The organism is Buttiauxella cochleicola (genome assembly GCF_021282435.1).
GTDB classification, from domain to species: Bacteria; Pseudomonadota; Gammaproteobacteria; order Enterobacterales; family Enterobacteriaceae; genus Buttiauxella; species Buttiauxella massiliensis.
On record NZ_JAJSOT010000009.1, the window covers coordinates 181,849 to 203,680 of the forward strand.

Sequence of the window (21,832 nt, forward strand, 5' to 3'; positions counted from 1 at the left end):
TTTTCGGATTATCGACGGGAAGCTAATAAAGCCCCGATGAAAATACCTACAGCGGCGCTGATACCCACGCTCTGCCATGGTTTATCGCGCACATATGTATCTGCACAACCTACTGCATCACAAGCAGCCTGTTTTACGCGGGTGCGACCATGAAGGCGAGCTCTTGTCTCTTTAAGCAGAGACTCCGCTTTTTCGCGGGCAGCTTCCCCTTCTTCTTTAACATCGCTACCGAACGATTTAAGAACCTCTTCCAGCGTGTCAGCTAGTTGGTTCACGTCACGGTTAATATCATCAACGCCTTCGTCTACATCATTTCGATTTACGCGGTTAAACATTGGTTTCTCCCTTTTTGCGATGTACTACTCAGTGTAGACCATAATTTTTAGTAATGAGTCAGTTCACTCTCTTTCACCTTCTTTATGGACTAATCTGAAAGCGTTGCTAATGCTGGTTATTGTAAGGTTGCGCTGCAATAGAAGATGACGAGGAAAAAATATGTATTTACGACCTGATGAGGTGGCCCGCGTTCTTGAAAAAGCCGGTTTTACCATGGATATAGTGACACCGAAAACCTACGGATACCGGCGTGGGGAAAACTACGTTTATGTAAATCGTGAGGCGCGGATGGGGCGAACAGCTTTGATCATTCACCCCACGTTAAAAGAACGAAGCCAGACTCTGGCAGAGCCTGCGACAGATGTAAAAACCTGCGATCATTATCAGCAATTTCCACTCTATCTGGCTGGTGAAACTCATCAGCATTACGGTATTCCGCATGGATTTAGTTCACGCATTGCCCTGGAACGTTACTTGTCTGGCTTATTTGGCGAGCACTAATTCGAATGAGGCGTTGTTGGGTTCACGCCTCAACGCTATCACACCTCTGCTTTTGCGCTTCGATAACCGCTGATACGGAATAAGCGACGGCAATAATCAAGAAAATAGCCATACGCAGCGCCCATAAGCATTGAGACGATGATATTTGAGCTTACCGCCGCGACTATTTGATTCCAGTCAGCTCCGACCGACCACAAAATAGCAACATATACAGGTGACTGGAACGTCACGTAAGCCAGTACATCGGCGAGATTTTTCGCCCAACTGGCCTGGCTGTAGCGTTTGGTAAAACGCATAAATGCATCACGGTAAAAACCGTATGGCCAGGCAATCAGGATGTTTACGGGAATGGCGACCAGGCGCGAAGAGAGTGATTGCTCAAAACTCATGCCTGAGAGAAAGATTTCAATCATCATGTTCACAACCGAGCAATACACTACCATCGCAAAAGTATCTGCGACTGCATGGCGCAGGCGTGACTCAGGAGAAAACATTATTCCAACTCCGCATGATAATTAGCGATATACACTGCCATTTGGTGTAAATGGTAGTGCTAATAAATGATTTGTTTATGGCGGCTAGATTATATCCCTGCATGCAATTAGACAATTAGTGATAAATTTTTATTTAAAGGCATTTCGTCAATAAAATCCGCTAAATGAGACATCTCAGGCAGAGTTTCCTGATTTTGTCGTTTGGCTATTAATTTTTTATTTAAAATCAAATGGTTAATTTTTCATGCGTTGCCTCATTTTTAAGGCTATCCAGGGCCTGAAAAATCGTTATATAATTTGTTATATAGCGATGTAATCAACAGGAGCATTCAAATGGATAATCATTTTGGAAAGGGATTGATGGCAGGGCTGAAAGCCCGTGAAGCTGACAGTGTCACCAGAGTCACTCGCTTTTGCCCGGACTATAAACGCGGATTTGTGCTGGGGTTCAGCCATCGTATTTCAGAACAGACGGGCGACCGCCAACGGGCCGCATGGGAAGCAGGGGTGTTGACTCGTCGCTACAATCTCGACAAAGAATTGGTGGCTGATTTTTTCAAAGAAGTGAATGCGGATACCGCAGTGAAATGCTTTTTTGCAGGTTATGACAGAGGTTACTGAGAAACGTTGTTTGGCGGGCAAAACAAGACCCGCCTGAGATAGGCATTAGCAAACGCCAAAATCGTCATCTTCTTTATACAGCGCAACGTCTTCTGCCTTTAAGGTGACTGTTTCGCCTGTCAAAATGCTTCTGGGCGTACAGAACAGAGTATCTCCCTGAACATCCAGAACTTCATATTTTGGGCCGCCTTTTTTGGGCTGCACCAGATCGCCTGGTTTGAACATAGTTTTCCTCTTTCAACGAAGATAAATAAACAACGTCTATGGTTAACCATAGCCCAAAGCTGCAGGGTATATGTCGATTTAACCTAACGTTTGTTCCACGGCATTTTTTCGAGCAGACGCGCCATGCCACAAAAACCGCTTATACCTGCAAAGAGCAAACCTGCGCCGACAAATCCTGAGAGTAAGAAGAAACCTGGATGTACTGCGTAACCCAACACTACGCCTGCAAGCACCAACGTACCCGCAGCAATTTGTACCTGGCGCATCAAAGGTAATGGTTGTGATTTATCCGCAAGAATTTCCTGCCCGTCTTTCTTCCAGGCATCTAACCCACCAGTGAGGATCAATACTTTCGCCGGAGCCACAGCATCAGCCAGCTTTTGAGCATTTTGCGTGGTGCGCATGCCGGACTGGCAATGAAAAATCACAGTATCGAAAGGGTCGAACGGGCCAAGGCGGTCACCGTTTTCAATGGCCGAAAGAGAGAGCAAATGCGCCTCAGGGATATTCTCACGCGCATGTTCATCCCGCTCGCGGATATCAATCAACGCGGCTCCTTGGGCGACCAGAATTTTGGCCTGTGCGGGGGAAATAGTCTCGATAGTCATGTTGTTCCTATTGGCAATAGAGTGCTTTTACTGAGCTAAGGAGACGATAAATGAAAAAGGAATGCACGGTTTTTTGGAAGTTTTTGATCGGTAGATCATCGATGAAGAGGTGCAGGAATATCAAACTATAGGACCTGGCCTGGATCTGGGTACTATGAGTGCTGCATTGAAAGTGTAGTAGAGCCTTTTGAAGGGAAGTTTTAATCGCCCTAAAAATATGGCTGTACCATTATGAGTGCGAACATCAAAGATATATTCCATAAGCCAGTGTTACTAAAATTAATTGAAAAATATGTCGACCTATAAGGGGGCTACGACAAGTAAACGTATTATTACCGTTTTTACTGACATTTATTGGACGGCATTTACCATTGTAGATGACGAATAACATAATGATTATATTACTACTGCTCCTCAAGTGATGATCTATACACATTGCAGTATGCTTAATTGTTTATATCATCTTACTATTATTGGTCATATATATATCAGAGAAGTAATTGGTACGGGGTTAGCTATGAGAGCCAAACAGAGGGTCTGAAAAGGATATATAAGTTGGCAACCAAATCTTCTACCAGTTTAGGTGCCTGCTGGTTCAAGGGATGATGTAGATGAGTGATTTCGTCGTAATTAAACAACTCAGGCAAGTAATTACGCGCTATTTTATTGACGTGAGTTGCGACGACGCTTGCACAATCCACCACCTGATAACCCAGATTCACCGCCTTCGCTTTTTGCTCCGGTAATATCAGGGTAATCGTCATATCATAAGCCGAGTTTGTATCCTGCACCCCATCGATTTCTCCGTATAGTTCCGCTCCGCACCAGGAATTGCGTGTTAGTTTCAGTACTGATGTCGCTACTGTCACACACTCGGGTCACAATAATTGCTGCAGCAGTAGAAAGTAGCAGGGAAGGAATTTGCGCGATCAGACTATCAACGATGGACAGCAAAACATACTGTTTGAATGAGTGGCCAGCATCGAGGTTATGGGAAAATAGACCGATACAGATACCGCCGATAACTACTTGGCTAAAGGCGTCAATCACGTTACCGGGGGCACCTTCGCTTTCGTGACCATGCAATAACACCACACGGGTAGCACTGCTTGCTATTTTAATAGGTTATACGATAATAGTCGCCCGATTAACTGGATGTTTATCATGTTTATGAGTATTAAAAAGTGATTGATTTGTTATTTGTTTAGAATGCAATGGTTAAATCATAGACATCAAGTCTATTTAATAGTTATTGAATTATGCTGTTTCTTTGCATAACAACTAAGAATTCCTTACTCATGTTAACACTAACTTCAAAACGCGCTCTGGCAATAACAATTTCTGTTGTACTTGCGCCATTTTTTTTAATTTCTATTTATTCTTTCTTCTACATTCGAATCAATACATCAAATCATTTTGATGAAACTATGTACAGGTTTACATCAAATAGCGCCCATAACTGCATTGAAAACCCAATAAGAAAAATTAATGTCCTGTTTAGTTCCTTGTCAGGTGTTATCGATAAATATGATATAAATCAGTACATTTCTTCTAATAACGCTGAATTGAATTTACTCATTCCATCTTTAGTTAATGCAAACGAAATGCTGTCGAGTGTACTCATTTCTGATAATCAAGATAACTACAAATTTTATCCACCTTTTGAATTAGAAAATTATAAACCAAGTTCGCGCCCCTGGTATCACCGGGATGGTTTTAAAGATCAAGTGTTCTACTCTGAACCTTATACTTCGGCAAAAAAAACCAACTCTGGAAAAAAGAAAGATAAATCGATAAGCGTGAGTATGAATCTTTTTGATAAACATTCTGAATTTATCGGTAATATTGCCTTTGATCTGAGTTTTGTTGCTATGAGCAATAATATGCAGGGGCTTATCGTCCCCTATAATGGTCACTTCAAGGTCGCAGCAATGGATGGCTCTGTAATTATGTCCTCCAATGTTAAGGATATTTTTAACCGAACCGTACCAGATTCGTGGATTAGAGAAGCAAAAGACTCTACGGGCTACTTTAGAGACGAAGTAAACAACAAGATTGTTTTTTATCAGGCCTATCAAAACCCCGACTGGATTGCCTTCACCTCGGTTGATATTAAAGAGTACGATAAATTATTAAACGATTCCTATATTGTGCTGGTATATGTCATTCTGGCCTGTATATTTTGCTATTTCATTATGGCCCTGATTTGTAGAGCATACTTTAAGCAGTGGATCGATACACTTTATAAAAATATTAATGATGATGTGAATGAGTTGCCACATAATTTTGCCGGGTTATGTCAGGGGTTGGCTAAAAAAAATGAAACTCTGAAAGAGGCAGTACAGGCTGCAAGTACCGACACCCTGACGAAAATAGGTTCCCGCCGCAGGTTTGAAGAGGACGCCCTTAACCTGGTTCGTTCAAATACACCTTTCCATCTGGCGATGATTGATTTAGATAACTTTAAAAAAATTAATGATACCTATGGTCACCCGACGGGTGATTTCGTTTTACAGCATGTAAGTAAGATTGGGCTTGAACGTTTAGGTGGTACTCATTCTATTTATCGTTTTGGCGGTGAAGAGCTGGTCGCCATCTTCTGCGGAATCACATTTGCTGAATGCTATGAAATTATTGATAGCTGGCGTTATACCGTTAGTCGCAGAAAATGGCGCGAGCAAAATCTAACGGTCACATTTAGCTGTGGAATAGCCAGTTCCGGGGATGGTAAAACACTGGATGAAATTGTTGCTTCAGCAGATAAGTCGTTATATGAAGCGAAGGAATCAGGAAAGAACTGTATTTATCCACCATTAAGTTGAGAGTATTTGCCCTTAGCGATTAAGGTTGGAAAGACAAAAAAGCCCGCATAACTTTTGCTATGCGGGCTTTTTTATTCATCATTCGTACTGTTGGTCGCGCTCTTTGGCTGCTCGCTGACGGTCGTAATACTCATCTTCTGCGGTAATGATTTCATCAATCAATGAATCCATATCCACATCATGGATCTCTTCGACGAAAAGCCCGGTCAACGGTGTTTCTGGCGTTAATTTCCCGTCTTCATATAACGCCCAGATCTCTTTTGCATAGCGTGTCTTCAACAGATGCGGGGCGAACTGGCCGTAGTATTCGGTGATGTTATTCACATCGCGCTCAAACATGGACTCAGCATGGTTGTTTGCGGCGGCGTCGACGGCTTGCGGCAAGTCGATAATGACAGGCCCTTGCGCATCAAGCAGTACGTTAAACTCAGACAAGTCACCATGCACAATGCCTGCACACAACATGCGCACGATATTGCGGATCATGGTATTGAAATCAGCAATAGCGCTCTCTTCATCCAGCGTCACATCACTTAGGCGCGGAGCCACTGCACCATCGGCATCAGTCACTAGCTCCATCAACAACACGCCGTCAAGACACATGTAAGGCTGCGGCACACGTACCCCGGCATTAGCAAGACGGAACAGCGCATCGACTTCCGCAGTGTGCCAGGTTTCCTCTTGTTGCTTGCGCCCGAATTTCGAGCCTTTTTGCATAGCTCGGGTGCTGCGAGAGTTACGGACTTTTCGCCCTTCCTGGTACTGTACGGCCTGCTTAAAACTACGCTGTGATGCTTCTTTGTAAACTTTGGCGCATTGGATATTGCCACCGCATAACACAGTGTAAACGTCGGCTTCTTTGCCGCTCTTCAGCCTTTGGAGCACATCGTCAACCAGGCCATCATCAACCAGCGGTTGGATTCGATTTGGAATTTTCATGCCGCTTTATACCTTATTTCATCCGCTTTTCGTACCAATAACACAGCCGATGATACGAGAAAAAGAGGGCGTAATCTGGAGAGATAACGTAAATGCATGTATTTAATTGTTTGTCTGCATGGCTGCATTAAATTGTACATATGTCATACAGCGTACCAGGTGTTTGAAAGTTGAAACCCGCTGCATCATGCAGCCCTAGCCGATAATTGTTATTCCCAGTCGCTCCATGATTTGGATCACCTGATAATTATCCAGTTTTACTCCTTGTAAGTCGATGCCGCGTACGTCCAATTCACCCAATTCTGAGTTGGTTAAATCGCAATGGGTAAAGTTTGCTGCGCGCCAGTCGAATGAAGAAAACTCTCCCCCGGAGAGATCGGAGCCACTAAAGGTCGCGCCAAGTATCTGAGCGCCATTCCAGCGGTTTTCCCACAACTCACACTTCTCAAGCACTACCTTAGTAAAGTTGGCGTAACTCAGGTTGGTTTTGGTGATGTATGCACTGCAAAACCAGGTGCGTGTTGTGATCATATTCATGAAGCTTGCACCACGGAAGTCTGCGCCCTGGGCCCGACACTCGCGGATTTCAACACCCAATGCGTTTGCGTTTCTGAAATCAGCCATCGATAAATCACAGCTCTTGAAGGCAGCATCCCTCAGTATTGCCCGGCTAAAATTACCACCTTGCTGGCTTTCCCTGTCGTAAAACTGGCAGCCAATAAACTCTGTACCCGTCAGGTCAGCCCCTGAAAAGTCACAGTTATAGAAAGTACTGTTTTCAATTTTCGCGCCGGTAAACTGATTACGACCAATCTTTTCGCCATTTAAAGCCAGATTCATAGTAATTAACCTGTTTATTTATACAGTCATTAATTGATTGTAACCCGAATTAAGGTGGTGGGAAATCGGTTTGCAGCACGTTTTTCGTGTAGGGCGTAGTAGGCCTTTAAGAGTGAGACAGAACCCACAATTCAGTAATCGTAAGGTGGATAAACATAGGATTTGGCGCATTGCCGATTCTGAATATATGGCAGTAAGACGTTGCCTGAAATTATAGCGGAAGGGCTGTAAACTCGAGCGCCAGGCCAATGAGCGTCATATTTTGCACTGATGGCTCTGCCGTCGCTGCAATCAACGTGCCCTGGAATTTCAGTTTTTTGAAGGGCCCATTAATGATAAGCCTTGCGCGCAGACTAGGGAGCGCCTGAGAACTGACAGGATAAATAATGCGCCCTTTTATCGGGACAGGGATTTTACGTAATTCAATGCGCTGCAAGACGCCGATATCAGCGTAGAGCACCGCAACCGGGGTGACAGAAGCCAGCGGTAGCGCCGAGACACTAATAAAATCCAGTAGCAATTCAGGTTGCAGATAATGCAGCCCGCCATGCGTCACGGTAACGCCTGGGATTTCCGGCATGGGGAAAGACAGTGGAAGGAGTGATGATTCAGTCATTAATTCCTTCTCCATAAACAAGGTAGGTTCCGTATCAGCAGCTTGTGCCAGTCAGTAATCAAAACTACGCGCTATCTGATAAAGGTAGACCATCCTTCAGCAGGCATTCAATGAATGCCTGCGAAGAATAATTATTTAGAACAATATACTCGGGCTTCACGAGGTGTATAAATGCCAAGTGATACAACTCGCAGAAGTACATCCATTCCTGATTCCTGTACTTCTGTGCGGATGACTTTATCAGCCCCACCACAAACAAGAGCGGCATCTATGGTCTGAGATTGCCCAAGACCTTGAACAAAGAATGTTTGTTTAGTTTCCTGAGAAGGTTTTTCAGCAATACCGTTATTAATCTTGAAGGTTTGTTGAGCGCAACCAGATAATGCCATAGTTGTAATAGCTGCAATTAATAATTTTTTCATGGTAACCATTTTATAGTGAAGTTAAGAGTTTATATGTTCTTTCTTAAAGTACTTAAAAAATAAAAGTTCGCACACTTTATCTTCAGAATAGTAAAAGGCGTTTAATTTATATTGATTTATGTTAAATGAAATGCGTGGAATTGTTTTAGCGATGATTGAACTATGTTGAAAAGTGTTGGTATAAAGAGTTTAAAATCATTCTCATTTTCAAGAAAGTAGGTTTGATTTATTGGCTCGTAAAGGTGACTGGCCACCTTTACGATTCATTGGTTATGTCAGTAACTGGGGGCATTATCTCTTTCTGTAAGCTATATATTATTTGGATATTCGGTAGCAGTTTCTTCCATTATCCTTTGCCTCATAAAGAGCTTTGTCTGCACAATTTATAATATCATTGACATACTTTGCATCGTTACAAATAGCCGCACCTTGCGTGACTGAAATGCTCTGGTCTCCTATGGATTTCAAGCTACTTTCATTGATGGATTTTTTGATATGCTTACACAGCATCTCGATCTTTGCAGAGGTTGCATCATTGATGATAATAATAAATTCATCTCCACCATATCGAGAAACGCTTGATGCGAAAGGTTTAATACAACTTTTAATTTTATCGGCAACGGTGATAAGACAATCATCGCCAGCGACATGACCAAAGCTGTCATTTATCTTCTTAAAAAAATCAATATCAACAAGTATGATGGCAAAGGCTTTTTGTTGAATCACACATTGTGAAACCGCTTTTTTAAACTCGACCTCAAAACCACGGCGATTAAAAACACCTGTCAGATAATCTGTTTGGGCATAGTTATACGCATTAAATGCTTTTTTTTCTAAAATTAATGAAGTAGCAATCTCCTTATTTATTCTTCTTTTAATTAAAGAGTCGCTGGTTTTTATAATGAACCAAATCCCTGCCAGGATAATTGACATATACAGGGATTGAAGTAATCCATTTTTTAAAAAGGTTGCCAGTAATAATGAGCTGAAAATAGGTAGGCAATAAACAAAAATTAGCTTTAAGGGATAACCAGATACAACGCCACAAAACAATACGATCACGCAAAGAAAAACTGGCCCGAGAAGACGGTTTTCCATGATATAACAAAAAACAATGCCCCCCCATATGAGCCCATTAATAAAAATAAGCATTGATGCATTTCTCATCCAGTTTTTATCAAGATAAGAAGGATTTAATGTGCGAACAATCCACAGCGTGGATATGAATAAAATATAAATGAATGCGAGGTTTTTACTGTAAGTATTTACTGTTATATATTTATCATCGTCCAGGAAATAGGAATAAAATAAAACGAAAGCAGACAGTGTTAATGTCACAACAATAAACCATGCGCCACTGAGGGAGATCATTTTACGTCTCTCTTCATCAATAGCATCATCATAATTCATAATATCATTACTCTTTTTTTCATTTGCTGGTGTTTATTAACATATGGAATGTTTTTGTACAAAAACATTCTTATAATATCACAAGTTCCATTTAGGGTAAGGATTCTACCGGCTTAATATGGGGACTATTCTGATCACAGTCTAAATCCAACCAGAAAGTTTTCATCCCCTCTAATTACAGCGTCACCTGTGAAAGATTCAGGCAGATGACGCTAATTGCTTATTTCGGATGACGGTTGCGCATTAAACGGATGATCGGTTCGTTTGTTTGGGGATTAATGTAGCGGCTCGGCCAGATGATTTCGACGGGTACGTCAATCGCTTTGCTTATTATCAATTCACCTTTCGCCCATGGGCGTATCAGCGCATTGGCAAGAGTCGTCGAACTTAATCCTGCAGCGCGGGATTCGGCAGCCAGCGAGGTGCCTTTTTTATGCAGCGCCGCGATGATATCGGCCTTGTGCCAGTCTTGTTGAAAAGGTAGGAAAGTAGGGCTGTGTGAAAGTGTCATTTACATCTCCTTGTAGTGGTAATGATTACCACCAGAGGTGCAAATCTCTTGGTGGTAGCCCAAACAGGGTTTGCACTACCGGCCTACAAGGACACCGGCCAATCCGAAGATTGCCCTGCCTGAGCCACCATTGAAGTTGTGAGTACAGTTTTTGAACTGTTCAAACAGCGGGTGTGCAGAGACATTGACACTCAATGCATAACATTAAGTGAATCCTTGTAGTTTCTGGCGGGGTGCAAATCCCGGCTGCGGATTTTGCCGCAGCGGCGCTGACTATAACGTAAATCGGAAGTGTTAACCAACCCGCTAACAGACGGAATGCGAGCTGTTTTCCAAAGAATTTTTATGAGTTTCAGGAATTGCAGACTATTCACGTGCTCCTTCAAACCCTTGATAATTTCCTTACACCAGGGTTGTCGCTGATCAAAGCCAATTTCAATCTCAAAGGCGCAGACATATAACAAAAAGTTTAATTTTATTATGTGTGTAGGTTCATATAATCCGTTAACAAATCTACAACAGGTTAACGCAATGAAAATCTTAGCGGCTTCAATTCTCTCCTTGATCAGCTTCAGTGCACTTGCAGCACCAGAAGGCACTCTTAGTGTTCATATTCTCAATCAACAGACTGGTTTACCTTCCCAGGGCGTAGTCGTTGAATTGGACAAACAAGAAAGTTCTTCCTGGAAGCATCTCGCGACTTCAAAAACGGATACCGGCGGCAGAATCAAATCACTTTTCCCGAACAACGGTGATATGGAACCAGGCATCTATAAAGTGACCTTTAAAGTGGGGGATTATTTCAAGGCAAATAATCAGGAAACATTCTTCCCGTCAGTTCCTGTGATTTTCAACGTCACTAAGACGAATCAAAAGCTCCATATCCCTTTATTGTTGAGTCAATACGGTTACTCAACTTACCGGGGTAGTTAAGATCAATCATCGTTAATTGTTTCTGAGTTTATGGATGGCCATTGGCATTTGCCGGTGGCTTTTTGTTTTATGGGAAGGGTACACAGCACAAATCACAGACACAAAAAAGCCCGCAGGGCTTGCGCCGTGCGGGCTTTCAGGACTTCCACGGACGACTCTGGTAATCGTTGAGGGAGAATTTTGGTGGGCGGCGGGGCGTATATTCGCTCTCATGAAGCGGTACAGCACACCAGTATTTGTCATTCACTTGATGCATTTATGAAGCAAAACGGGGCAGCACTGGTCAGTATGCTGGCACCGGAATTAATGGGGATTAATCAGCTTCCGGCGGCAATCCGCGAGTTGGCCATACGGCGAGCGACGCATTACGTCGGGAAGCCCTGCGGGATTATCTGGCGACCGGTACGGAAATTCATTACACAGCGGAAAACAGTGACATTTTAACGTCCATCGGATTCAGGCCTGATAAGGCTTCGCGGGCTGATAATCAGCAGAAATATACACCGGCACAAAACCATGTTTACGCGCACCGGCTGGCAGAACTGAACCAGCAACAATCCGCATAAAATTGACCTGAAAATCCCGCCATTTAATTCAATTAAACCATGCATTACGGTGCATGGTTTTGCATGTAAAACCCCGTATTTTTCACACCTCATCACCCCAGAGCTGGCGCGGCTCCGGGGTGTTCATGCACCTGCATTAAAACCCACCCATGAAGCGGGAAGGCGTGGCGGGGATAGCATTGCGCGCACGCAATTAAACTAAACTTTTTGTGTAGGGTAAACATTCCTTATATTATTACTAAAATATGAACCGATAGAACCTGCATTCATTAAGTCTGTGTAAACATCTTCAGTAATATTATAATACTGATAGACTCCTCCATTATTAAACTCTACTTCGAGTGTAAGAGCAGTATTATCATAACCAACTGACGCTAGGTTAGATGAACTAACTGCTAATCTTTCCATTTTATTTATCCTCTTTCATTGGTTTATTTAAACGCCATGCTTCTATTAATTTTGAATAGTTTTTATCAGGGTCTCTAGGTTTACCCCATGAGTTGCTAACTTCAGGATCTTGACTATCGGGATAAAACCCATCTGGAGGTAACTTAAATTTGCATCGAGAAGGTAATTTAGCAGCTTCGCCAATGATAATTGCTTCTCCGGTTCTCAGTATAGGTAAGGAGTCAATAAGCGAGCTAAGCCCATCAGACATTGCTGCTTTTACCTTTGATCGATCATTTGCGTTTGTTAATCTTAAAGCAAAGAGAGTTCCACATTGTGAAAGTATAGTGTCGTCAATTTCAGATGGTCTCTGGCTAATTATCATTAAGCCCACACCAAATTTTCTTCCCTCTTTAGCAATTCGTTGGACTAAATCTTTTGTTAACCCATTGTCATTATTAGAAAGGTACCTGTGCGCCTCTTCAAGGACGAATAATACAGGGTTTTTCTTTAATCCTGGCTTTAGGTTTCGCCCCCAAAGAGACGCTTCAAAGACAATGCTCATAATAGAACCGAGGAGCATATCTAATTGATTTGAAGGCATACCTGATAAATCTAAAATGGAAATAGGTTTGTCATGGTTTAACCATTCGTTTAGAAGTGAATCGAGATCTTTTTCTATTACGCCATTTTCATCGGGAGTGTAATTTTCAGGGGTTAAGAAAAACGAATATTGGCTATCAATCAATCTGGCTTTCATTAAGTTTAATTGTTTGGTTAAAGAGTGATTGCCTTTTTTGAATGGAGGATTACTTGCTGTTGCGGGTGGGAGAAACTTTGGTGCTGTTAACGTGTTTGCATCACCTTGAAAATTATCTTTATAAGCAGGGTTTGTAAATTCTTTTTCTAAATAAGTTGCAGTATCATCGAAAATAAATTTATACCATAATTTATTAAGATTATAGGGTAGTGGAGTAAAGGAAGTTATCTTACTTTCATTAATATAAGTTATGTTATTGGGTTCAAGGGACTTCTTTTTCTCTTCTGTAATAAATTCAATCATTGCGTTCTTACTTAACTCATTTATATTTCCACATAGGAATTCAATGAGTTTTTCTGTAGGGAGCGCCCAATAAGGTATGTTTAATTTACTTTCACCTTCAGAAGGGTCTACTGAGAATACTTTTGAAATGTCTTTAAGTGCTTTTGAATATTCGCCATGCATATCAACTAATAATATACGTGATGAGTTATCTTTCTTATCATTTAACAAACAAATAGAGCGTAGTAAACCAGATACACTTGTTGATTTACCTGAGCCAGTAGAACCAACCACCGCAGAATGTCTCGTTACTAATTTATCAATGTCTAAATTAACATCAATGCTTTCTGAACTAGCTAGTTTACCGACGGTTATTAGATTTTGACTTTGAGAACCGTATACTATTTTTAAATCTGAGTCTAAGACCATATGAACATCATCACCTACAGATGGGTATTGGCTAATACCCCTATCGAAAAAACCGCAGGAGCTTTCACCTACCAATTCGACAATGATAGTCCTATTATCTGATGATATTTTTTCCTCATGGTCTATGGTGGAACTTTCATTACTTGAACCGACAACACCATATAAATCATTATAACCCTGAGGTATTCTTACAAAACTTCCAACCTGACCAACTTTATGTGTCCTTCCTTCTATAACCAATAATCCAGAGTTGACTTTTCGTGAAAGCCGAACAGTAACAGATGAACTCGAAATAGATGTTATGACTCCAATTGAAGTTGAGGTTAATATCGACTTACTCATCATTCTTATCCTCAGCTTTATTTTCATAAATCATCGGTGAAGAGGACACCTCTCCGCCTGCAATTGCTAAGAATCTTGCAAGTACTTTAAAGTCACCTAAAACGAATTCTTTTTTATCATTTAAATATTCTTTTCGAACATAATCCCAATTTTTACTAGGTAGTTCACCAGTTTTCCAAATGGCACTAATTGTATTTATTACTGCTCCATCCTTACAGTAAACGCTGAGGTTTGGCGTTCTTTTGGCCAGGTCTATAGCGCAGGGTTCCTCTTCTATTTTGTTATATTGAAATGCTATTACTGCGCTTGTTGGATTTGCTGAAAGACATTCGCTTATTTTTGATGATATGTGCGCATCGGCAAATGAAAAGCCAGTTGTAATAAGTAATGAATCTGGCTCCATTATGAAGTTTTTTAATCGTTCAAAAAGTGCAGAGAATGGTGCAGCCTGAGTTTGAGAATATTTAATATGAGATGGATAGACCATGTTAGAGATTTCACATTCAGGAACTCTCGTTACTTGTCCATTAGACCGCATCATCCAGCCAATCGAACCGTGTAATTTCCATAATCTTACCCATCTAGGTGGTAGATCATTTGTTGAAATGCTAGCAGGATCAAAAAAAGCGTATCTAGAACCAGTGAATCCATCAAAGAAAGGCGTTTGTGAGCGTTCTAAGGCATCTTCACAGAGTAAATCATAATTAGTTGTGAATATCTCAACGCCGTAGCTACGGTTGATACCATTTATCCATGATATTAATTCACTGTAAGGGTTTTGATATTCAGGGAGTGGTTTGCTCACAACCTCTTTAATTTTAGAGCAAATTGCTAATTCTAATTCCTTATATTTATCTGCATCACCCCCATGAACTTTATGCTTGCCGATGATATCGGCTAATGTTCTTACATCAGAAAGAATTTTTTCTAAATTATTTTTGTTTGGGGATTCTTCTAGTGCTTCGAATATGGTTAGTAATTCTGGGGAAAGCGATTGTTTAACATGTTTTGTTAAACCTTCAATATTCGGTATTAACGGCTCATATTGTTCCCCTTTACCAATATTGATGCTTACTGGCGCCCCTGCACCAATCAGAATTCCAATTTTTTTTCTTCCATTAGTTACAAGTTGGCGGAAATCAAACATGTATGTATCAGGATTGTGAACAGAAGCGCTCATTTTTATTCCATTAAATTGTAGTTTTCGAGAATGTGGAGACGTAAACACCCCACCAATCCATCAGTTCTACTCGTTGTTCAAGATAAGTAGAACGGTTGTATGCTCTTCGAACTTCATTCTTATCTGTGTGTGCTAGGGCTGATTCTATGACATCCTGATTTAACCCTGCATCATTCATCGCTGTGCTTGCTATGGAGCGAAGGCCATGCGCAACCAACTTACCACCATATCCAATCCTTTTTAAAGCAGCATTAGCCGTCTGGCTATTCATTGCTTGCTTTGGATCATTTCTGCTTGGAAATACATGCTCACGCTGACCTTTCATTCGTTCTGCTGGAATTGCCCATAATTTGGCATCGAGATCGATCTCTGCCCATCGAGCACCTGAAGCCTCTGAAGGGCGGACGAGTGTCAGGAGCTGCCATTCAATTAGGCAACGAGTCGAAACTGAAAGGTTAGACATTACTAGCGAGCGCATCAGCTTTGGCAGTTCTTCCGGTCGCAATGTTGGCATGTTTTGCTTTTTTGGCCTCTCAAAAGCCATACCCACACCGGATGCTGGGTTTGAATCAATCAAACCAGTGTTAACTGCATAAATCATTATTTCATTAACGCGCTGTACCAGGCGGCGAACGGTCTCAAGTGCTCCACGCGCTTTGATGGGTTCAAGTGCTTCAACTATTGTTCTGGCTTTGATTTCCTGAACAGGGATCTTCCCAATGGCTGGGAATACGTCTTTATCAAGAGAACGCCAAATATATTTCGCGTAATCCTCCGTGACGCTTTTGCTTTTGAGCTGGAACCAGTTTGCAGCGACAACTGAGAAAATACTGCCTGGCTCAATTTTGCGCTGTTCAGTTGTTTGTTCTTGTTGTTGCTGTGGGACGATCAGCAAGCAAAGTGAGATTTTGGTCGCGCATCTGGCGTGCGACTGCGAGAGATAGAGCAGGGTAAGAACCTAAGCTAATATTTGTACGGCTGCTAGTTCCGGGTTTCTGGTAGCGAAAACGCCATAACTTTTTACCCGAGATTTTTACGAGCAGGAACAGACCATCACCATCATGAAGGGTGAAGTCTTTCTCACGAGGTTTTGCTTTGAGTATTTCATTGTTAGTGAGAGGGCGGGTTAGTCGCGCCATGGCTGGATTCCTTCCATAATTGGCACACGTTTTTAGGCCTACAGCATGGCTGTGTACCTAAACGTATACCAATTATCACAGGATTCAGGCGGATCTTCTCGGATGGTTACGGACAAATAACGGATACAAAAAAGCCCGCAAGGCTTACGCTGTGCGGGCTTCTAGGACTTCCTCGGACGACTCTGGTAATCGTTGAGGGAGAATTTTGGTGGAGCTGGGGGGAGTTGAACCCCCGTCCGAAATTACTACGCCGTCGGTACTACATGCTTAGTCTATCTTTACATTCGCCGGGCAACTGCGGGTAGACACGCCATTACCAAACTATCCTGATTAGTTTTAGTGCTTCAACCCCAGGCAAGGTTTACACACGATCTCTTTTGGGTTTGACTTCTCTTGATCCCCGTCTTAAGAGCGGAAGCTAGGGAGAGAAGGCTCTAAGCAGGGTATTAAGCTGCTAGTGCGTAGTTTTCGTCGTTTGCGACTATTTTTTTGCGGCTTTTTACGAGGCAAACCGCCCCTCGGCATGCACCTTGGGTTTCGCGAATCCCGTCGAATCCAGAATCAGCCCCACAAGTGTTTTGTAAGTATAACAGAGTTGTAGCTTCACTGACTACCCCTCATCCCTCTTAACGCTCGCGCAGAGCTTCCCGGGCGCGGTTAAAGGGTTTAATCAGGTAATCGACGATGGTTTTTTGCCCTGTTTTGATGTCGACGGTGGCGACCATACCTGGCGAAATTGAAAAATGGTGTCCGGCTTTGTTCACCAGGTAGTCCTGTTGGGTGCGTATAAATACCCGGTAGTAGACGATTTCAGGCTTAACTTTGTCCTGAATGGTATCCGGGGAGATAGTTTCCACCTCGCCTTCTAAGCCGCCGTAAATGGCGTAATCGTAGGCGGTGACTTTTACCAGCGCGCGTTGGCCCGGGTGGATAAAAGCAATGTCGCGCGGGGAGAGACGAGCCTCAATCAGTAGATGGTCATCAATCGGGACGATTTCCATCATTTCCCCGTTGGGGGGGATTACGCCGCCAATGGTTGTCACCTGGATATTTTTTACGATACCGCGCATCGGCGAGCGCACGGTCATACGGCTAACCGAATCTTCCCGGCCTTTGATAATGGCAGATAGCATGTCGACTTCGGCGTTTGCTTTGGAAAGCGCCTCGCGCGCTTGCACATAATATTGTGAGCGCAGGTCGGTGATTTTCAGTTGCAGGTCGCTTTTTTGCCGCTGGAGGCGCAGCACTTCTACATTACTGGCGGCACCGCTTTTTGCCAGGCGCTGAGTTATCGCCAGCTCTTTGTTAACCGACACCAGCGCATCTTGTATATCCGCTGTAGAGTCATTGAGTTGTGCGCGGCGGCTTTTATACAGGCGCATTTCAGAAGCGGTGAGGTCCGGCCAGGCTTTGAGAGAATCAGGGAAGACCAGCGGGAGATCGCTCACTTCCGCATTAAGTCTCACGCTGGAGGCAAGCGATGCGCGATAACGTGCGGCACTTTCGCCAACATTTGACTCTGAACGGGTGGGGTCAAGCCGGGCAACAATTTGCCCAGCCTGAACTTTGTCGCCTTCATGTACTAACACTTCGGTGACAATACCGCCGTCGAGCGACTGGAGTATTTGTTCGCGTGAACTGGGGACGACTTTCCCTGTCCCCGTCGAAACCTCATCAAGGGTGCCAAACCATGCCCAGACGCCGAGCAATATAAACAGTAAAACGCTGAGGGTGATAATGCGGCTTGCACCGGAAAACTCACTTTCCCGCTGAATATCGGGGTCGTCGATGGCGACATCACGCTGACTGGTTTTCATTTTTCCACTCCCGTCCGTTTGCTTGCGCGGCGGCGCGGCTGTTACTCAGTGCCTGCGCCTTTGGTGCATCCATCACCAGTTGTCCTTCCTTCAGAACCAGTACACGTTCTACCAACTCCAGCATCGGCACCCGGTGTGTGGCGACTATCAATGTGCGATTACCGAGCCATTGCCCCAGGCGCTGAATAAATTCGCGTTCGGTATGGTCATCAAGGGAAGCTGTGGGCTCATCGAGCAACACAATATTGGGTGAGCGTAATAACATGCGGGCCAACAGGATTGACTGACGCTGGCCGCCCGACAGCCCGGTGCCGCCTTCCATAATGGCGTGGTCGAGCCCTTTTGGCAGGTGCTTAACAAAGTTGCCTGCGCCGCTAATTTCAAGCACCTCGAAGATGGCTTCATCGCTGGCATGAGGTGCGCCAAGGGTAAGGTTTTCACGTAGCGTGCCGTAAAACAGCCGAGCGTTCTGGCTCAGGAAACCGATATTGCGCCGCAAATCAGCCATATCAATTTGCGTCATGCTCAGATTGTCGAGGCGCACGTCTCCACTGACTAAATCGACGCCGCCAGCTAAAGCCTGCAAGAGCGTGGATTTACCCGCGCCGTTACGGCCCAATACTGCCACTCTTTCACCTTGTTGGATCTCTAAACGAGTGATGCGTAGAGGAATGCGTTGGTCGTCGCTGTGGTAGCGAAACTGCGCGTTTTCAAACAGGTAATGGCCGTGAAAGATATCCTGGTGAACGAGGCTTTCGTCGCGCTGAGTTTCCACAGGCAACTGCATAATACTGTCCAGCCCTTGTTTCGCGGCTTTGACTTGTTGCCAGCGAGCGAGCACGCCGCACAGGTTTGCCATAGGCGCGATCATGCGTGACGCGAGCATAGAGGCGGCAACCATTGCACCGGTTGTCATATCGCCTTCAATGACCAGCGGCGCGCCAAACAGAATCACCGCCGCATACACCAGGCTTTGAATGGTTATTCCCCAGCTAATCAAACCTTGTGAGAGTTGGCGAGTGCGCAGACCGGATTCCGCCGTAATGCGGATGTAGCTGTTCCACTGCTGCAAAAAGCGGTTTTCCGCCTGCATTAGTTTTATATCTTCCAACCCTTGCACACTCTCTACCAATACCGCATTGCGTAAGGTGGATTCATGCGCCGACTGGTTGGCAAGCATGGCCAATTTTTTTTGCAGCAGAATGCCTGGTAACACCATCAGAACAGCAGCGACGGGGGCTATCCACGCCAGTTGTGGCGCGATGATCGCAAGAACGATGATAAACATGAAAAAGAACGGTAAGTCGACGATCGTCGAGATCGTCGACGATGTGATCATTTCGCGGATCTGTTCTAGCTCGCGAAGCTGAGAAATAAAGCTGCCGGTGGATCGGGGAACCGCGCTGTTACGCAGGCGCAGCGCATGGCTGAAAACGCGGTCAGAAACGCGCATATCTGCACGTTTGCCGAGTACATCCATAATATGGCCACGAGCCACGCGCAGTAAAAAACCAAATACCACCGCCAGCATCACACCGGAGGCGAGCACATAAAGGGTCGGATAAGATTGCGCGGGGATCACCCGGTCGTAGACCTGCATCGAGAAGATAATGCCCGAAAGCGACAACACGTTGACGAGGAACGCCGCGAACATCACCGGGCCGTAGGGCCGCCAATCTTGCATCACCAATTGTTTTAGCCAGTCCGGACTAAAGCGCGAAATATACGCATCTACACGGCTATCTTTTAATGCCGAAAGTGGGCGCAGGGCGGCAACAAAGCGGATTTGCGGCAGGAGTTCACTGAGTGCCACCCGGTTGGTCTGGCGTTCGTTATCAATCACGCAGATATCAACGGTATCCTCACCGTCAAAATGTTCAATAACCGCCAGTTGCCCATTTTTTAAGTCCACGATAACGGGCAGTCGCCATTGCGCGATAGCGAGTTCAGGGGCGCTTAATAGATGAAAAGAGAGCCCCGCCTGGCGTGATAACTGTGTCAGGGCCGAAAGCAGGCCCTTATCTTTAAACCACGGCGCGTTAGCCTGAATAGTGCCTGGCGAACATACAACGCGATAGTGAGCAGCAACATGGCTGATGGCATGCGCCCAGTTGCTCAGTGCTTGTTCGGTAAGTCGTTCATCAACGGGTGGGGGGATGTTGCTCATGGCTGGATCTCCAGTGACTGGATGGTGCGATGTTCCAGACCAAATGCATTGCGTAACCGGCCGCTGTTATACAGGCAGTTGAGCTGCAATTGATGAAGTTGACTGAGTGTCTGCTGCTGAGCGAAACGCGCCTGGAAGACTTCCTGTTCGGCATTGAGCACATCAAGCAATGGGCGCGAGCCTAAACCGAGATATTGTTGTTGGTACAACTCGCGCGTCTGCGCACTCAACTCTTCCTGGCGTTGTAAAACCTGAATTGCCCCCATCAGGCCAAGAGCCTGGCTACGCGATTCCATAAGCTTCTGGCGAATATCAAGGCGTGTGCGCTGAACGCCAGATTGCGCCGCTTCAACCGCATGGCTTGCGGCATTGCGCCGTGCCGTGAGTCCACCACCCTGGTAAAGCGGCATTTCCACTTTGATAAACGCGGAGTATTGGGTGCGATCCAACACTTCGTGGCTGGCGTATTTATCATTCAGATAGTGCTGAACCTGCGGTTCGAGAGAAATCGTCGGTGTCATTTGCGCGTTGGCATAATCGAGATTCGCCTGCGCAACACTTGCCTGTGCCCAGGACGCCAGAACGGCAGGTACTAAGCGGTCGTCCGGTTTGGCAACATCGCAGCTTTTGCCGAGCTTATCGGGGAATTCGTTGCTGATACCGTTGAGGCTATTCCATCCCAACCAGCTCATTAATGTGGCCTGGGAGCTGTCGAGATTGGCCTGATATTGAATCAATTGTGAACGCGCGGACTCAATACGGGCATTGGTTTGCACCACGTCTGACATTGACGTGGCACCTTCATCGTTACGCTGCTGGGTTAAATGGCCTATCGCGCTCAAGGCATCTAACTGTTCTTTGGCAATATCGACCATTTGCTGCCACATCTGCACCTGAACCATGGCGACGGAGGTATCGTGGCCGACGTTATCAATGCTCACCAGCACGTTCGCCTGTTCCTGCGCAACGCCCGCGCTTTCGGCGCGCACCTGGCTTGAGACTTTGCCGAAGTCATAGAGCATCTGCGAAACCGACAGCACCAGCGACGGGCTAAATCCGCTGTCGGTGTAGCCGTTACTGTAGCCATTGTTCATGCCCGCCGTAACCTGCGGATAGTATTTTGATTTTGCGACGTTGACTTGTTCCGACTGCCCGGCGAGTTTGCCGATGGCTTCATGAATGCTTGGGTGCCAGGTCACCGCGCGATTAACCGCATCGTTGAGGGTGAGTGTGCCGGGAGCAGGGGCGTTTAGCGGCAGAGAAGAAGAGCCGTCAAGAGAGGGGAGTTCATGCTGTTGAGCAAGTCCCTCAGGCGTAATGAATTGTTGAGTATCATCGGCATACGTCTGGGCTACACACAGGCTGCATGCCAGCCATAGAGCGACAGGCTGTAATCTTCCCATAATTTATCCCTATTAAATGTATACCCTTCATACTTCAAGTTGTTGGTGCGTTGGCTGCTCGCCTTCGCCCCAGTCATATAGT

General features: G+C 44.7%; 20 protein-coding genes, 1 other RNA gene and 3 pseudogenes. 5 read left to right on the forward strand and 19 right to left on the reverse strand.

Annotation, left to right across the window (positions count from 1 at the left end; translation table 11 throughout):
* Nucleotides 1-8 precede the first annotated feature (8 nt).
* On the reverse strand, nucleotides 9-335 hold the full coding sequence (locus tag LVQ77_RS19115; protein ID WP_232905242.1) for an ElaB/YgaM/YqjD family protein: 327 nt from the start codon (nucleotides 333-335) through the stop codon (nucleotides 9-11).
* Between the two features lie 160 nt (nucleotides 336-495).
* On the opposite strand from LVQ77_RS19115, the gene LVQ77_RS19120 reads away from it, so the two are divergent.
* On the forward strand, nucleotides 496-837 hold the full coding sequence (locus LVQ77_RS19120) for a DUF2002 family protein (protein WP_034457410.1): 342 nt from the start codon (nucleotides 496-498) through the stop codon (nucleotides 835-837).
* 38 nt (nucleotides 838-875) lie between these two features.
* Here the strand turns inward: LVQ77_RS19120 and alaE are convergent, their stop codons facing one another.
* The gene (gene alaE, locus LVQ77_RS19125) at nucleotides 876-1,331 is read right to left on the reverse strand and encodes an L-alanine exporter AlaE (protein WP_064513254.1); all 456 of its coding nucleotides are present in this window, start codon (nucleotides 1,329-1,331) and stop codon (nucleotides 876-878) included.
* Nucleotides 1,332-1,664: 333 nt separating this feature from the next.
* Between alaE and LVQ77_RS19130 the strand changes: the two genes are divergently transcribed.
* On the forward strand, nucleotides 1,665-1,952 hold the full coding sequence (locus tag LVQ77_RS19130) for a DUF2623 family protein (protein WP_232866637.1): 288 nt from the start codon (nucleotides 1,665-1,667) through the stop codon (nucleotides 1,950-1,952).
* A gap of 45 nt (nucleotides 1,953-1,997) precedes the next feature.
* Here LVQ77_RS19130 and LVQ77_RS19135 read toward each other — a convergent pair whose 3' ends face one another.
* From LVQ77_RS19135 to LVQ77_RS19145, 3 genes and pseudogenes are all read right to left on the reverse strand, one after another.
* Nucleotides 1,998-2,177, reverse strand: a complete 180-nt coding sequence (locus tag LVQ77_RS19135; RefSeq protein ID WP_232905243.1) for a GDFGVC terminal motif YodC-like protein — start codon at nucleotides 2,175-2,177, stop codon at nucleotides 1,998-2,000.
* Nucleotides 2,178-2,260: 83 nt separating this feature from the next.
* A complete protein-coding gene (locus LVQ77_RS19140) occupies nucleotides 2,261-2,785 on the reverse strand; it encodes a rhodanese family protein (protein WP_154152856.1) in 525 nt (174 codons plus the stop codon).
* Nucleotides 2,786-3,336: 551 nt separating this feature from the next.
* Nucleotides 3,337-3,811 (reverse strand): annotated as a pseudogene (locus tag LVQ77_RS19145) (FHIPEP family type III secretion protein); the annotation flags it as partial.
* A 272-nt stretch (nucleotides 3,812-4,083) separates the two neighbouring features.
* Between LVQ77_RS19145 and LVQ77_RS19150 the strand changes: the two are divergent.
* Nucleotides 4,084-5,607, forward strand: a complete 1,524-nt coding sequence (locus LVQ77_RS19150) for a sensor domain-containing diguanylate cyclase (RefSeq protein WP_232905244.1) — start codon at nucleotides 4,084-4,086, stop codon at nucleotides 5,605-5,607.
* 78 nt (nucleotides 5,608-5,685) lie between these two features.
* On the opposite strand, the gene LVQ77_RS19155 is transcribed toward LVQ77_RS19150, so the two are convergent.
* The 6 genes from LVQ77_RS19155 to LVQ77_RS19180 form a co-directional block, all read right to left on the reverse strand.
* The gene (locus LVQ77_RS19155) at nucleotides 5,686-6,546 is read right to left on the reverse strand and encodes a PA4780 family RIO1-like protein kinase (RefSeq protein WP_232866644.1); all 861 of its coding nucleotides are present in this window, start codon (nucleotides 6,544-6,546) and stop codon (nucleotides 5,686-5,688) included.
* A gap of 195 nt (nucleotides 6,547-6,741) precedes the next feature.
* Nucleotides 6,742-7,386 carry a Qnr family pentapeptide repeat protein gene (locus LVQ77_RS19160; RefSeq protein ID WP_232866646.1) on the reverse strand — a complete coding sequence of 215 codons (645 nt, stop codon included), beginning with the start codon at nucleotides 7,384-7,386 and terminating at the stop codon, nucleotides 6,742-6,744.
* A 211-nt stretch (nucleotides 7,387-7,597) separates the two neighbouring features.
* Nucleotides 7,598-8,002 carry a dTDP-glucose pyrophosphorylase gene (locus LVQ77_RS19165; RefSeq protein ID WP_232866648.1) on the reverse strand — a complete coding sequence of 135 codons (405 nt, stop codon included), beginning with the start codon at nucleotides 8,000-8,002 and terminating at the stop codon, nucleotides 7,598-7,600.
* Between the two features lie 131 nt (nucleotides 8,003-8,133).
* Nucleotides 8,134-8,424 carry a Bor family protein gene (locus LVQ77_RS19170; protein ID WP_154152893.1) on the reverse strand — a complete coding sequence of 97 codons (291 nt, stop codon included), beginning with the start codon at nucleotides 8,422-8,424 and terminating at the stop codon, nucleotides 8,134-8,136.
* Nucleotides 8,425-8,739: 315 nt separating this feature from the next.
* Complete coding sequence (locus LVQ77_RS19175) at nucleotides 8,740-9,834, reverse strand: GGDEF domain-containing protein (protein ID WP_232905245.1); 1,095 nt, start codon at nucleotides 9,832-9,834, stop codon at nucleotides 8,740-8,742.
* 220 nt (nucleotides 9,835-10,054) lie between these two features.
* Entirely contained in the window at nucleotides 10,055-10,345 is a 291-nt protein-coding gene (locus tag LVQ77_RS19180; protein WP_232905246.1) for a helix-turn-helix domain-containing protein, read from the reverse strand.
* Between the two features lie 531 nt (nucleotides 10,346-10,876).
* Here LVQ77_RS19180 and uraH point away from each other — a divergent pair.
* Nucleotides 10,877-11,278, forward strand: coding sequence for a hydroxyisourate hydrolase (gene uraH / locus LVQ77_RS19185; RefSeq protein WP_232866656.1), 402 nt, complete (start codon nucleotides 10,877-10,879; stop codon nucleotides 11,276-11,278).
* Nucleotides 11,279-11,461: 183 nt separating this feature from the next.
* Nucleotides 11,462-11,844, forward strand: a pseudogene (locus tag LVQ77_RS19190) (phage polarity suppression protein).
* A 198-nt stretch (nucleotides 11,845-12,042) separates the two neighbouring features.
* Here the strand turns inward: LVQ77_RS19190 and LVQ77_RS19195 are convergent.
* The 8 genes and pseudogenes from LVQ77_RS19195 to LVQ77_RS19230 all read right to left on the reverse strand — a co-directional run bounded on the left by LVQ77_RS19195 (nucleotide 12,043) and on the right by LVQ77_RS19230 (nucleotide 21,750).
* Nucleotides 12,043-12,252 (reverse strand): KTSC domain-containing protein, encoded by a 210-nt coding sequence (locus LVQ77_RS19195; RefSeq protein WP_232905248.1) that lies wholly within the window; start codon nucleotides 12,250-12,252, stop codon nucleotides 12,043-12,045.
* 1 nt (nucleotide 12,253) lies between these two features.
* Nucleotides 12,254-14,044 carry an ATP-binding protein gene (locus LVQ77_RS19200; protein WP_232905249.1) on the reverse strand — a complete coding sequence of 597 codons (1,791 nt, stop codon included), beginning with the start codon at nucleotides 14,042-14,044 and terminating at the stop codon, nucleotides 12,254-12,256.
* The gene (locus LVQ77_RS19205; protein WP_232905250.1) at nucleotides 14,037-15,224 is read right to left on the reverse strand and encodes an SIR2 family protein; all 1,188 of its coding nucleotides are present in this window, start codon (nucleotides 15,222-15,224) and stop codon (nucleotides 14,037-14,039) included. The genes LVQ77_RS19200 and LVQ77_RS19205 overlap by 8 nt, the downstream gene beginning before the upstream one ends.
* Nucleotides 15,225-15,234: 10 nt before the next feature.
* Nucleotides 15,235-16,363 (reverse strand): annotated as a pseudogene (locus LVQ77_RS19210) (phage integrase central domain-containing protein).
* Nucleotides 16,364-16,569: 206 nt separating this feature from the next.
* Nucleotides 16,570-16,932: a transfer-messenger RNA gene (ssrA, locus tag LVQ77_RS19215) on the reverse strand.
* 57 nt (nucleotides 16,933-16,989) lie between these two features.
* A complete protein-coding gene (locus tag LVQ77_RS19220) occupies nucleotides 16,990-18,153 on the reverse strand; it encodes an HlyD family type I secretion periplasmic adaptor subunit (RefSeq protein WP_232866675.1) in 1,164 nt (387 codons plus the stop codon).
* 7 nt (nucleotides 18,154-18,160) lie between these two features.
* A complete protein-coding gene (locus LVQ77_RS19225) occupies nucleotides 18,161-20,347 on the reverse strand; it encodes a type I secretion system permease/ATPase (RefSeq protein WP_232905251.1) in 2,187 nt (728 codons plus the stop codon).
* Nucleotides 20,344-21,750: a TolC family outer membrane protein gene (locus LVQ77_RS19230; protein ID WP_232905252.1), complete on the reverse strand. Its 1,407-nt coding sequence runs from the start codon at nucleotides 21,748-21,750 to the stop codon at nucleotides 20,344-20,346. Before LVQ77_RS19230 ends, LVQ77_RS19225 begins: the two co-directional genes overlap by 4 nt.
* Nucleotides 21,751-21,832: the final 82 nt, after the last annotated feature.